This is a genomic window from Kitasatospora sp. NPDC001540, from assembly GCF_042894345.1.
Lineage (GTDB): Bacteria > Actinomycetota > Actinomycetes > Streptomycetales > Streptomycetaceae > Kitasatospora > Kitasatospora phosalacinea_C.
On the sequence record NZ_JBIAVO010000004.1, the window covers coordinates 235,286 to 247,716 of the forward strand.

The 12,431-nt window shown below is 75.3% G+C and carries 13 protein-coding genes; 5 read left to right on the top strand and 8 right to left on the bottom strand.

All coding sequences use genetic code 11. The annotated features are described in order from the left end of the window. Window positions 1–223 precede the first annotated feature (223 nt). The 8 genes from def to ACFY00_RS07915 form a co-directional block, all read right to left on the bottom strand. Window positions 224–862 carry a peptide deformylase gene (gene def / locus ACFY00_RS07880; RefSeq protein WP_388028376.1) on the bottom strand — a complete coding sequence of 213 codons (639 nt, stop codon included), beginning with the start codon at window positions 860–862 and terminating at the stop codon, window positions 224–226. 94 nt (window positions 863–956) lie between these two features. Continuing rightward, window positions 957–1,940, bottom strand: coding sequence for a tetratricopeptide repeat protein (locus tag ACFY00_RS07885; RefSeq protein ID WP_388028379.1), 984 nt, complete (start codon window positions 1,938–1,940; stop codon window positions 957–959). A 107-nt stretch (window positions 1,941–2,047) separates the two neighbouring features. Further along, window positions 2,048–3,439: an HD-GYP domain-containing protein gene (locus tag ACFY00_RS07890; RefSeq protein ID WP_388028381.1), complete on the bottom strand. Its 1,392-nt coding sequence runs from the start codon at window positions 3,437–3,439 to the stop codon at window positions 2,048–2,050. Beyond that, window positions 3,436–4,830: an HD-GYP domain-containing protein gene (locus ACFY00_RS07895; RefSeq protein WP_388028383.1), complete on the bottom strand. Its 1,395-nt coding sequence runs from the start codon at window positions 4,828–4,830 to the stop codon at window positions 3,436–3,438. The genes ACFY00_RS07890 and ACFY00_RS07895 overlap by 4 nt, the downstream gene beginning before the upstream one ends. A 186-nt stretch (window positions 4,831–5,016) precedes the next feature. Next, window positions 5,017–5,379: a mycothiol system anti-sigma-R factor gene (rsrA, locus tag ACFY00_RS07900; RefSeq protein ID WP_388028384.1), complete on the bottom strand. Its 363-nt coding sequence runs from the start codon at window positions 5,377–5,379 to the stop codon at window positions 5,017–5,019. Then, window positions 5,376–6,089 carry a sigma-70 family RNA polymerase sigma factor gene (locus ACFY00_RS07905; RefSeq protein WP_100836424.1) on the bottom strand — a complete coding sequence of 238 codons (714 nt, stop codon included), beginning with the start codon at window positions 6,087–6,089 and terminating at the stop codon, window positions 5,376–5,378. The genes rsrA and ACFY00_RS07905 overlap by 4 nt, the downstream gene beginning before the upstream one ends. 288 nt (window positions 6,090–6,377) lie before the next feature. Then, window positions 6,378–7,013 (bottom strand): alpha/beta family hydrolase, encoded by a 636-nt coding sequence (locus ACFY00_RS07910; protein ID WP_388028385.1) that lies wholly within the window; start codon window positions 7,011–7,013, stop codon window positions 6,378–6,380. Window positions 7,014–7,059: 46 nt separating this feature from the next. Further along, complete coding sequence (locus ACFY00_RS07915; RefSeq protein WP_388028387.1) at window positions 7,060–7,797, bottom strand: SOS response-associated peptidase; 738 nt, start codon at window positions 7,795–7,797, stop codon at window positions 7,060–7,062. A gap of 118 nt (window positions 7,798–7,915) precedes the next feature. Here ACFY00_RS07915 and ACFY00_RS07920 point away from each other — a divergent pair, with 118 nt between their 5' ends. The 5 genes from ACFY00_RS07920 to hisN all read left to right on the top strand — a co-directional run bounded on the left by ACFY00_RS07920 (window position 7,916) and on the right by hisN (window position 12,277). Beyond that, window positions 7,916–8,620 (top strand): M50 family metallopeptidase, encoded by a 705-nt coding sequence (locus ACFY00_RS07920; protein WP_388028388.1) that lies wholly within the window; start codon window positions 7,916–7,918, stop codon window positions 8,618–8,620. Window positions 8,621–8,647: 27 nt separating this feature from the next. Next, window positions 8,648–9,967: a 3-phosphoshikimate 1-carboxyvinyltransferase gene (aroA, locus tag ACFY00_RS07925; RefSeq protein WP_388028389.1), complete on the top strand. Its 1,320-nt coding sequence runs from the start codon at window positions 8,648–8,650 to the stop codon at window positions 9,965–9,967. Between the two features lie 16 nt (window positions 9,968–9,983). Beyond that, window positions 9,984–11,039 (top strand): ribosome small subunit-dependent GTPase A, encoded by a 1,056-nt coding sequence (gene rsgA / locus ACFY00_RS07930; protein ID WP_388028390.1) that lies wholly within the window; start codon window positions 9,984–9,986, stop codon window positions 11,037–11,039. Between the two features lie 97 nt (window positions 11,040–11,136). Beyond that, window positions 11,137–11,460, top strand: coding sequence for a DMT family transporter (locus ACFY00_RS07935; RefSeq protein ID WP_388028392.1), 324 nt, complete (start codon window positions 11,137–11,139; stop codon window positions 11,458–11,460). Between the two features lie 19 nt (window positions 11,461–11,479). Next, on the top strand, window positions 11,480–12,277 hold the full coding sequence (gene hisN / locus ACFY00_RS07940) for a histidinol-phosphatase (RefSeq protein WP_388028394.1): 798 nt from the start codon (window positions 11,480–11,482) through the stop codon (window positions 12,275–12,277). Window positions 12,278–12,431 lie beyond the last annotated feature (154 nt).

Genomic DNA, 12,431 nt, shown 5'->3' on the forward strand with positions numbered 1-12,431 from the left:
TGCCGCGTCAGGCAACTTTTGCCGTCAAGGAGCGGCGTCCGGTGCGTGCTGTCGGCGTGCCGGCCGGAAGCCCTCGTACTGGGTGTACTTGGGTTTTCGGCCGGTGCGGCGAGAGTGCGTGCCGGGCGTCGCGACGGGCGAAGGTTGCCTGACGCGGCACTGGGCCGCCCGCCGTACGGCGAAGGGCCGCACCCCCGCGGGGGTGCGGCCCTTCGCCGTGCGGTCAGTCGTTCGGGACGGTCGCGTACTTGGGGGTGCCCTCGGCCATCTGCCGCAGCGCGTCCTTGCGGTCGCGCTTGGAGAGCCGGTCGATGTACAGGTACCCGTACAGGTGGTCGGTCTCGTGCTGCAGGCAGCGGGCGAAGAAGCCGGTGCCCTCGACCCGGACCGGGTTGCCGTGCTTGTCCTGGCCGGTGACGGCCGCGTAGTCGGGGCGGGCCAGCTCCTGGTACGCGGTCGGCACGGACAGGCAGCCCTCCTGGCCGTCGTCCAGCACCCGGCGCCCGGCCGGGAGCTCCTCCAGCACCGGGTTGACCACGTGCCCGATGTGCCGGACGCCCTCGTCGTCGGGGCAGTCGTAGACGAACACCTTCAGGTCCACGCCGATCTGGTTGGCGGCCAGGCCCACGCCCTCGGCCGCGTACATCGACTGGAACATGTCGTCGATCAGCGCGGACAGCTCGGCGTCGAAGGCGGTCACCGTCCGCACCTCGCGGTGCAGCACCGGGTTGCCGACCACGGTGATCGGCCGCGCGGTGCCCCTGGACAGGTCCGGCTCCTCGCCGACCACCCGCTGGGGCTCGGTGTCCTCGTGCGCGTGGTCGTGTCCGTGGTCGTGCTCGTGGTCGTGCTGCTCGGCCATCGCTCGGTTCCGCTTTCGTCCGCATCCGCCTGGTGTACCGGTCCAGGGTACGGGGCGCGGCCCGGCCCGGGGCGCCCGCCCGGGCGCCCCGGGGTCAGCAGACCTCTTCGAGGTCCCGGTAGGCGCGGGTGGCCGGGGAGGCCGCGACCCAGCGCTCCAGCAGCGCCCGGACCAGGCCAGCGGGCGCGGCGATCCCGCACTCCCGCTCGACCTGCCAGGGGCCGCCCGCCGAACCCTGGCTGAGGTGGCTGAGGTGGCCGGGGTGCAGCGGGTCGCCGTCGTCGTGCGGGTCGTGGTGGGCGGTGCGGCCGTCGTCGATCGCCATCCGGGACTCCGAACAGGTGCGGCACAGCAGCCGCACCGAGGACGTCCAGTCCTCCGCCGCGTACCCGGCGTCGGCGACCGTCTTCTCCAGCGCGTCCCGGTCCGCGGCGGTGGCGGCCTGCAGCAGCACCACCCAGGTCGGCACCGGGGAGGGCGCCCACAGCTCGATCTCGTCGAAGACCGGGTAGGCGACGCCGTCGGCGACCCGCTCGCCGTGCGGGGCGCCGTCGTGCAGCACCACCTCGCCCCAGCGGCGGCCGGAGGACGGCAGCGGGATGGACAGCACCTCGACCCGGGCCGGGTCCAGCCGCCGCCCCCACACCACCTCGGACTCGCCGTCCGGGGACAGCCGCACCGGGGTGGTGCCGAGGTCCAGCTCGATCGGCCCGTCCAGCGCGGGCCCGCCGGGCAGCCGCAGCCCGTACGCCTGCCAGGCCCGGCGGGCCAGCGGCCAGTCCTGCAGGGCGGTGGCGGTGATGCCGAGGTTCCACCAGTCCGGGGCGCCCTGCTGGCGGTCGAGCAGCGCGACGGCGCGCAGGCCGGCCGAGCGGGCCTGCTCCCAGTCGCGGCGGAACTTGTGCAGCAGCGCCAGGTTGAACCAGGAGTCGGACAGCCACGGCTCCAGGTCCGCTGCCATCACCAGCAGCGCCCCGGCGTCCTCGTAGCGGCCGTCGCCGATCAGCGTGAACGCACGGTCGGTGGTCTGCCGCCAGGTCGCCGACGGACGGTGCCGTGCGCGGTGGAAGATCCTCACGTTGGTCCCTTGCCGTCGGTCGTCACCGGGTCGCCCCGCCTCCGGGTCTTCCCGCCACGACCGCATCCAACCACGCCCGCCCCCGGCCGCGCGCCCCGCGCGGCCATTCAGGCCGCCGGGCGGCAGTGCCCCGCCGGGCGGCGGGCCGCCCGGTGCCCGCGGCGGCCCAGCCGGGCCAGCGCGTCCAGCACCACCGGGTCGTAGCCGTGCCCGGCGTCCAGCCGCAGGTGCTCCAGCGGGTCCAGGGCGCCCGCCCGGGGGCGGTCGGCGGCGGCGGTGCGCAGGTCGTCGTGGGCGTTGGCGACCCGGATGATCCGGGAGGCCAGCGGCAGCGTCGGATCGTGCCGGCCGTCGGCGAGGCGGCACGGGTCGGCCAGCCGGGCGACCTGCTGCCACACCTGCCGGGGCACCCCGGTGCGCTGGATCACCTCGCTGCCCAGCCGGGCGATCCGCTGCTGCTCGGCGTCCGGCAGCAGCGCCGTCGCCCCGCCCGGGACCGGTTCGACCAGCGACAGCTGCCCGATGTCGTGCATCAGCGCGGCGTACTCCAGCAGCGTCAGTTCCCGGCTCCCGAGCCCGAGTTCGCGCCCCAGCGCGCACGCCGTGTCGGCGACCCGGCGGGCGTGCCCGGGGGTGGTGTACCCGGCGATCTCGGTGGCCCGGGCCAGCGTCTCGATGGTCTGCCCGGTGGTGGCCCGCACCGCGACCGCCCGCCGGAACGAGGCCTGCGCCAGCAGCAGCGGCAGGCAGAACACCGGCAGCGCCCACAGCCCGGCCTCCCCGGCGAGCAGGCTCAGCAGCAGCCCGGTGGCGACCTGCGCCGAACCGATGCCGAGCAGCGCGTGCAGCTGGTCGTCCAGCGCGGCGGCGTACCGCAGCCCGGTCCTGGTGCACTGCTGGGCGGCCGCCAGCACCGCGTCGGCCAGCGCCGCCAGCGCCGCCACCCCCGCCAGCAGCCCCCCGTACGCGGGGCCGGGCAGCCGGTCGGTGACGCCCGCGTTGTACAGCGGCTGGAACAGCAGCGCGGCGAAGGCGACGGTCACCAGCCGCCGGGCCGCCGCGTCGAAGGGCTGCCCGGCGGAAGCGGTCCACGGCCGCGGCCGCCCGGCCGACCGGGCCGCCCCGGTCCGCGGGGCGCGCGGGCGGTGCCGGGCCGCGGCCAGCGCCGCCTGCCCGGCGCGCTGCACCGCCAGGCCGACCAGCGTGCCGCCCGCGGCGACGGCCACCACCTGCAGCACCCCGTGCGTGGTGGGCAGCCCGTGCAGCGGGCCCAGCAGCGCGTACGCCAGCGCGACGGCGGTGGCGACCGGCGCGGGCTCGCGGTCGCCGGGCAGCGCGGGCCCGGCGCACTGGCCGAGCGCGACCAGCCCGGCGAAGGCCAGTGCCACGCCGTGCTGGGCGACGCCGTCGAGCAGGGCGTGCAGCAGGCCCGCGGCGCCGAGCGCGACGGCCGCGACCAGCAGCAGGTCGGCCGGGACCGGGCGGCGGCGGGTGCTCACGCCGCTCCCCCGGTCGGCAGGCCGGTGCCGGACTGCTGCGGCAGCCGGGCCGGTTCGGGCACGCCCAGCGGGATGTCGGGCACCTCGCCGTCCCAGCCGCCGGGCGGCGGCGGCTCGGGCTGCCAGCCGTGCTCGGCGACGGCCTCGACCAGCGCCGCGACCATCACCGGGTCGAACTGGCTGCCCGCGCACCGCTCCAGCTCGGCCACCGCCTCCGGGACGGGTCGGCCGCGCCGGTAGGACCGGGTCGAGGTCATCGAGTCGAAGGCGTCCGCGACCGAGATGATCCGGGCGAACTCGGGGATCCGCTCCCCCGCCAGCCCGTACGGGTAGCCGCGGCCGTCCATCCGCTCGTGGTGGTGCAGGATGCCGTCCCGGCCCTCGCCGAGGAAGTCCAGCTGCCGCACCAGCTCGTGCCCGAAGACCGGGTGGACCTCCACCGCGCGCCGCTCCGCCTCGGTCAGCGGCCCGTTGCGGCGCAGCAGTTCGGTGGCCACGGCGAGCTTTCCGACGTCGTGCAGCGTCCCGGCGAAGTGCAGGGTGCGCACCCGGTCCTCGGCCAGGCCGAGCTGGCGGGCGATCAGCACCGAGGCCCGGCCGACCCGTTCGCTGTGGCCGCGGGTGTACGCGTCCTTGATCTCCACGGCCTGCACCAGCGCCTGCACGGTGGCCCGGTGCGCGGCCCGCTCGCGGTGGCCCTGCGCGGACAGCCAGGCGGTGATGGTCAGCGGCAGCAGCCCGAGCACCGCGGCGAACGCCCCGTACGGGCCCTGCCAGAGCACCGCGATCATCAGGCCGCCCGCGCCGTGCAGCAGTGCCGCGGGCGCGGCCCGGCGCAGCCCGCGCAGCACGCCCGGGCCCGCCGTGCCGCAGCTCAGCCGGACCATCCCGGTCACCAGGGCGCCGTTGACCAGGCAGAACGTCAGGATCGCGGCCAGCGCGCCGAGCGCCGCCCCGGGGAAGCGGGTGCCGAGCAGCAGCCGGACCCCGCCCAGCAGCCGGAACACCTCCGCGGCGGCGGCCGCGGCCAGCGCCAACTGGGCGCCGTTCCACACCCGGCGCAGCCCGCGCGGGTGCGCGGCGGGCCCCAGCAGCGCCCCCGGCAGTGCGACCAGCGCCGCCGCGGCGGGCGGCAGCATCAGCACGCCCGCGAACAGCACCGGGAAGAAGCCGCTGCCCCGCGGGTCGGTCGCGCCCTCGTCGACGCCGGGGCCGCGCAGTCGGCGCCGGAACCGGGCGCACGGGGTGCGGGCGCCCTGGGCCAGCGACTCCAGGCACATGTGCAGCAGGGCCAGCAGCCCGATCCGCGGCCACTCCAGCCGCGGTCCGGTCACGGCCAGCGGCAGCAGCACCGCGGACGCGGCCACCAGCACGGCGGCCAGGTAGCCCACGGCCCGCCCCGGCAGGACGGCGCGGTGCTCGCGTTCGCTCTCGCTGGCGATCTCGGCCTCCCCCGCCCGTCCCGGGCCCTCCGACGTGAGGACTCGTCAGAGAATAGGGCCCGCCCGGACGGACGCGGCGCACGATCGCGCATCACCGCAGTCGGAGCAGCGACAGCTCACCCGATCGAGTGAGCGCTACTCGGCGGTCGCGACCGCCGAGTCGTGCCCGGGCGCCCCCTCGACCGTCACCTCCACGCTCACCGCGGACACCTCGATCACCGAGGTGTCCACCTCCCCCGGGCGCTGGGTGCGGATCGAGTCGATCCGGGCCAGCACCTTCGCCCGCAGGTCGGTCGGCGTGTCGTCGCAGCCGCAGGAACGCTTGATCAGCGCCTTGATCGCCTGCTCCAGGCCGTACTTCTCCAAGCACGGCGAGCACTCGTCGAAGTGCACCCGCAGCTTGGCGCAGTCACCCTCGGCCATCTCGTTGTCGAGGAACTCGTAGAGGTGGTCGAGCACCTCACCGCACTCGGTCTCGTGCGGATCTCCGCAGCTCATGAGCCCGCGCCCTTCGCTTCCTGCCCTGCACCGGTACCGGCCGGGACCAGCCCCCGCTCGCGGGCGTAGTCCTCCAGCATGCCGCGCAACTGGCGGCGGCCACGGTGCAGTCGGGACATCACCGTACCGATGGGTGTACCCATGATGTCCGCGATCTCCTTGTACGCAAAGCCCTCGACGTCCGCGAGGTACACGGCGATCCGGAACTCCTCCGGGATCGCCTGCAGCGCGTCCTTCACGTCACTGTCCGGCAGGTGGTCGAGCGCCTGCGCCTCGGCCGACCGCAGGCCGGTCGACATGTGCGACTCGGCGCGCGCCAGCTGCCAGTCCTCGATCTCCTCGGCCGCGGTGCGCTGGGGTTCGCGCTGCTTCTTGCGGTACGAGTTGATGAACGTGTTGGTGAGGATGCGGTACAGCCAGGCCTTGAGGTTGGTGCCCTCGCGGAACTGGTGGAACGACGCGTACGCCTTGGCGAACGCCTCCTGGAGCAGGTCCTCCGCGTCGGCCGGGTTGCGGGTCATCCGCAGCGCCGCCGAGTACATCGGGTCCAGGTAGCCGAGCGCGTCGCGCTCGAAGCGCTCGCGCCTGGCCTCCTCGCTCTCGTTCTCGGACACCCGGAAGGTGTCCTCGCCGATCGCCTCGGCCAGTTCGTCGCCGGTGAGCTGTTCGCCCTCCGGACGGCCCTGGTCGGCGCCAGCAGCGCCCGACACGGCCGCGTCATCCGTCCCGACGACCGGACCCACCTCCTCGGAAACCCGCACACGGCCCACCTCGGGCCGACCCGCAAGCGAGGATATCGGGCTGACCGGCTTCTCGCCCGCGACAACCCACTCCGACCAGTCGGGCAGGAGCGCAGACTGCGCAGCCCGCTCTTCCGGCCGCTCGCGGCACGCGATCGAACCCATGGGCGCTGCCTTTCCACCGGGGGCATGTTCTGACGCCTCGTGCAACCCCGCCCGCCGCCCGGACATTCCCCGGCTCCGGCCCTGAGGCGCAACTCACCCGCCCGGCCGCGGGATCCAGTCGGTGACCGCGGCGACGACCAGGTCCAGGGCGGCCTCCTGGGTCAGCGGGGCCCGCTTCGGGACCTTGAAGCCGTGCGAGGCGTGCGGGACCTCCACCAGGCGGTGGGTGGCGGGCAGGGCGGGGAACTCGGCCGGGGTGCCGAAGGCGTCGGCCCCGCCCTGGACCACCAGCGTGGGCAGGCCGGTGTCGAGCAGTTCGCCGGCCCGGGCCTTCTCCGGCCTGCCCGGCGGGTGCAGCGGGAAGGCCAGCGCGAGGACGCCCGCCGCGCCCAGCGCCGCGGAGGTCCGGCAGGCGACCCGGGCGCCCGCGCTGCGCCCGCCCGCGTACACCGGCAGGCCCTCCTCGGCCGCGGCGGCGAACTGCGCGGGCCACCCGGCGTCGAGCGCGGCCGGGGCGGGGGCGAGCCTGCGCCCGGCCACCCGCCAGGGCTGTTCGGCCAGCACCACGCCGACCCCGGCCGCCGGGAGCGCCGCCGCGAGCGCCTGCAGGTCCGGCGCCTCGACGCCGCCGCCGGCGCCGTGCCCGAGGAGCAGGAGCGCCCGCGGGGCGGCGGCCCGGAAGTAGTGGAGCCGGGCGTCCCCGGCGGGGGTGTCGACGATCCGCTGCATGGCGCCGAGCGTATAGAGGGGACCCGCCCCGGCTCCCCCGCGCGGCTCAGAACAGCGTGGTGCGGTCGTCCTCGGTGAGCGGGCGGGTCAGGCCCGGGTGGTTGTTGCGGATGCTGCCGACCTCGTCGGGGACGGCGTGGATGCGCAGGTCGCCGGGCGGGGGCGGGGTGAGGTCGGCGGTCTCGGCGTGCGGGTCGAGCCAGGCGTCCCAGCGGTCGGGGCCGAGGTAGAGCGGCATCCGTTCGTGGACGGGGGCCAGCAGCGGTTCGGCGGCGGTGGTGACGACGGTGCAGGTGACCAGCCAGGCGTCGGGGTGGTCTCCGGGGCGCTCGCGGTCGCGCCAGAACTCGTACAGCCCGGCGAGGGCGAGCGGCGCGCCGTCGGCGCGGTGCACGAAGTAGGGGCGGCGCGGCGGGCGGGAGAGGTCGTCGGTGGGGGCGGTCTGCCACTCGTAGTAGCCGTCGACGGGTATCAGGCAGCGCCGGGAGGCGTAGGCCTGGCGGTAGGCGGGCTTCTCGTGGACGGTCTCCGCCCGGGCGTTGATCATCTTGACCGCGGTGTCGGGGCTGCTCGCCCAGCCGGGCACCAGGCCCCAGCGCAGGACGTGCAGTTGGCGCACGGGGCGGCGCTGCCCGCGCGGGGCGCGGTCGAGGACGGCGTACGTCCGCGCGGTGGGGGCGACGTTCCAGCTGGGGGCGATCGTCTCGGCCGGGTCCCACTGCTGGACGCCGAACAGGCGGACCAGTTCGGCGGGGTCGGTGGAGGAGGCGAAGCGTCCGCACATGGCGCCCAGCTTGCCAGAGCGCGGCGGAGCAGAACCACCGGCTACCGGCGGCCCGTCCTTCCGTGGGAGGCTGCCCGCCCCGGGCAGGGGAGGCGACGGCGATCGGAGGTCGGCGGCGATGGACTTCGTGGGGCTGTGGGACCGGGCGACGGCCGTGCGGCCGGACCCCCCGCACTGGCTGGTGTGGGGCACGGCGGCGGTGGCGGTGCTGGCGGTGGCGGTGCGCCCGGTGTGGGCGTGGAGCCGCACGGTGGTGACGATCGCGCACGAGGGCGGGCACGGGCTGACCGCGCTGCTGACCAGGCGGCGGCTGTCGGGCATCCGGCTGCACTCGGACACCTCGGGGCTGACCGTCTCCTCCGGGCGGCCGACCGGCCCGGGCATGGTGCTGACCGCCGCGGCCGGGTACCCGGCGCCCTCGCTGCTGGGCCTGGGCGGGGCGGCGCTGCTCGCGGCGGGCCGGACCACCGCCCTGCTGTGGATCGGCACCGCGCTGCTGGCGGCGATGCTGCTGACGCTGCGCAACCTGTTCGGCGTGGCGGCGGTGCTGGTCACCGGCGGGGCGTTCGTCGCGGTCTCCCGGTACGGGACGGCCGAATGGCAGGGGGCGTTCGCCTACCTGGGGGTGTGGTTCCTGCTGCTGGCGGGGGTGCGCCCGCTGCTGGAGCTCTGGGTGTCCCGGCGGCGCGGCGGCGCGCCCGGCTCGGACGCGGACCAGTTGGCGCGGCTGACGGGGGTGCCGGGAGCGCTGTGGGTGCTGGTGTTCCTGGCGGTGGCGCTGGCCTGCCTGGGGCTGGGGGCGGCCTGGCTGCTGCCCCGCTAGCGGCGCCGCGCCTCATAGACTGGCGCCATGACCGACTCCCTGTGGCCCGCTCCCGTCGCCACCGCCGCCGTGGACGCGACCGTGACCATCCCCGGCTCGAAGTCCGCGACCAACCGCGCGTTGGTGCTGGCCGCCCTCGCGGACGGCCCGGGCTGGGTGCGCCGCCCGCTGCGCAGCCGCGACTCGCAGCTGATGGCGGACGGCCTGCGGGCCCTGGGCGTGACGGTCGAGGAGACGGTGAACGCGGCGTCCGGCGGCACCGGCGGCGGCGAGGCCTGGCGGGTCATCCCGGCCGAGCGGCTGCTGGGCCCGGCCCGGGTGGACGTGGGCAACGCGGGGACGGTGATGCGCTTCCTGCCGCCGCTGGCGACCCTCGCCGACGGCCCGGTGCACTTCGACGGCGACCCGCGCAGCCACGAGCGCCCGCAGCACGGCGTGATCGACGCGCTGCGCGCGCTGGGCGCCCGGATCGAGGACGGCGGCCGCGGCGGCTTCCCGCTGACCGTGCACGGCACGGGCGGGCTGGACGGCGGCGCGGTGGAGGTGGACGCCTCGTCCTCCTCGCAGTTCATCTCGGCGCTGCTGCTCTCCGGCGCCCGGTTCAACCACGGCGTGGAGATCCGCAACACCGGCGGCCCGGTGCCCTCGCTGCCGCACATCCGGATGACCGTGGACATGATCCGCAAGGCGGGCGGCCAGGTCGACGCGCCGGAGGACGGCGGCGAGAAGGACGTCTGGCGGGTCACCCCGGGCGCGCTGATCGGCCGCGACCTGGTGGTCGAGCCGGACCTCTCGAACGCGGCCCCGTTCTTCGCGGCGGCGCTGGCCACCGGCGGCCGGGTGACCGTCCGGGACTGGCCGAAGCACACGTACCAGCCGGGCGACCAGCTGCGCGAGATCTACACCGCGATGGGCGGCTCGTGCGAATTCACCGACGAGGGGCTGGAGTTCACCGGCACCGGCAAGATCCACGGCATCGAGGCCGACTTGCACGACGTCGGCGAGCTGACCCCGGTGATCGCCGCGGTGGCGGCGCTGGCCGACTCCGAGTCGCACCTGTGCGGCATCGCGCACCTGCGCCTGCACGAGACGGACCGGCTGGCCGCGCTGGCCCGGGAGATCAACGCGCTGGGCGGCGACGTCTCGGAGACCGAGGACGGCCTGCGGATCCGGCCCCGCCCGCTGCACGGCGGCGTCTTCCACACCTACGAGGACCACCGGCTGGCCACCGCCGCCGCCGTCCTGGGCCTGGCCGTCGACGGCGTGCTGGTGGAGAACGTGGCTACCACCGCCAAGACCCTGCCGGACTTCCCGCAGATGTGGGCCGACCTCCTCGGCCAGGGCTGACGGGGGGAAGGGCAGCATGCGCCGCTACGACAAGAACGCCGACGAGGACGACATCCGCAGCCGCCCGGGCCGCCGGGGCTCCCGCCCCCGCACCCGGATCCGGCCCAAGCACGAGGACGCCGCCGAGGCGATGATCCTCACCGTGGACCGGGGCCGGATGACCTGCCTGGTCGACAGCGGTACGAAGGACGAGCGCCAGGTCGTCGCGATGAAGTCCCGCGAGCTGGGCCGCAAGGGCGTCGTCGTCGGCGACACCGTCAGCGTGGTCGGCGACCTGTCCGGCGAGCCGGACACCCTGGCCCGGATCGTCCGGGTCGAGGAACGCAGCTCGGTGCTGCGCCGCACCGCGGACGACGACGACCCGTACGAGCGGATCGTGGTCGCCAACGCCCAGCAGATGGCCATCGTCACCGCGCTGGCCAACCCCGAGCCGCGGCCGCGGCTGATCGACCGCTGCCTGGTGGCCGCGTACGACGCCGGGCTGGAGCCGCTGCTGGTGCTCACCAAGTCGGACCTGGCCCCGGCGGACGAGCTGCTGGAGTCGTACGCGCCGCTGGGCATCGACTACGTGGTGACCCGGGCCGACGAGTTGGAGACGGTCGGCGCCGAGGCCGTCCGGGCGCACCTGCGGGGGCGGACCACCGTGTTCATCGGGCACTCCGGCGTCGGCAAGACCACCCTGGTCAACGCGCTCGTCCCGGACCGGCAGCGGAGCACCGGCCTGGTCAACGCGGTCACCGGCCGCGGGCGGCACACCACCGTCTCCGCGCTGGCCCTGCGGCTTCCGCCGCCGCCCGGCGCCAAGCCCGGCTCGAAGAAGGCGCTCGACCCCGGCTGGGTGATCGACACCCCCGGCTTCCGCTCCTTCGGCCTGTCCCACATCGACCCGTCCCGGGTCATCCACGCCTTCCCCGACCTGGAGCCCGGCACCGTCGACTGCCCGCGGGCCTGCTCCCACGACGAACCGGACTGCGCGCTGGACGACTGGGTCGCCGACGGCCACGCCGACCCGGCCCGGCTGTACTCGCTGCGCCGCCTGCTGGCCACCCGCGAGACCCCCGAGGGGGACTGAGCGCGCGGGAATTTCCGACGATCACGAGTAGCTCGGGCCGCTGCGCCGGGTAACGATAGGAAGGTCACACCGTCCTACCTGACAGGGAGTCAACCGGATGGCATGGGCCCTGGTGATCCTCGCCGGTCTGCTGGAAACGGGATTCGCGGTCAACCTCAAGCTCAGCCACGGCTTCACCAAGCTCTGGCCCACCATCAGCTTCGCGCTCTTCGCGCTGGGCTCCTTCGGCCTGCTCACCCTCTCCCTGAAGTCCCTGCCGGTCGGCAGCGCCTACGCGGTGTGGACCGGCATCGGCGCGGCCGGCACCGCCGTGTACGGGATGCTCTTCCTCGGCGAGTCCTCCTCCACCCTGAAGCTGGTCTCCGTCTCCCTGGTCATCGCCGGTGTGATCGGTCTGCAGCTCAGCGGCTCGGGACACTGAGTCCGCTAGGGTTCCGTGCATGGCCGATTACCACGACGACCTCCGACTCGCCCACGTCCTCGCCGACTCGGCCGACTCGATCACGATGGAGCGCTTCCGCGCGCTCGACCTCAAGATCGAGACCAAGCCCGACCTCACCCCGGTCAGCGACGCCGACAAGGCCGCCGAGGAACTCGTCCGCTCCGTCCTGCAGCGGGCCCGCCCGCGCGACGCGGTGCTCGGCGAGGAGTACGGCCTGCAGGGCTCCGGGCCGCGCCGCTGGGTGATCGACCCGATCGACGGCACCAAGAACTACGTCCGCGGCGTCCCGGTCTGGGCCACCCTGGTGGCCCTGCTGGAGGAGCGGCCCGACGGCGAGCACGTCCCGGTGGTCGGCATCGTCTCCGCCCCCGCGCTCGGCCGCCGCTGGTGGGCCGCGAAGGGCCTCGGCGCGTTCGCCGGGCGCAGCCTCGCCAAGTCCCAGCGCATCCACGTCTCCAAGGTCTCCCGGCTCGCCGACGCCTCGCTCTCCTTCTCCTCCCTCAGCGGCTGGGAGGAGCGCGCCCGCCTCGACGCCTTCCTCGACCTCACCCGGATCTGCTGGCGCACCCGCGCCTTCGGCGACTTCTGGTCCTACATGATGGTCGCCGAGGGCGCCGTCGACATCGCCGCCGAACCCGAGCTCTCCCTCTGGGACATGGCCGCCCCCTGCATCATCGTCCAGGAGGCCGGCGGCCGCTTCACCGGCCTCGACGGCATCGACGGCCCCACCGGCGCGGACGCGGTCGCCACCAACGGCGTCCTCCACGAAGCCGCGCTGCGCTCGCTCAGCGTGTAGCTGACAGGCTGCGCGAGCAGGGGCGCGGGGAACTGCGCGACCAAGCGAGCACGCACAGCCGGATCGCGACGCAGGACAGCCGGTTGCACTATCCCGCGATCTTGCTGGCGTGATCCTCCCACCGCGCGCAGTTCCCCGCGCCCCTGTCTGCACC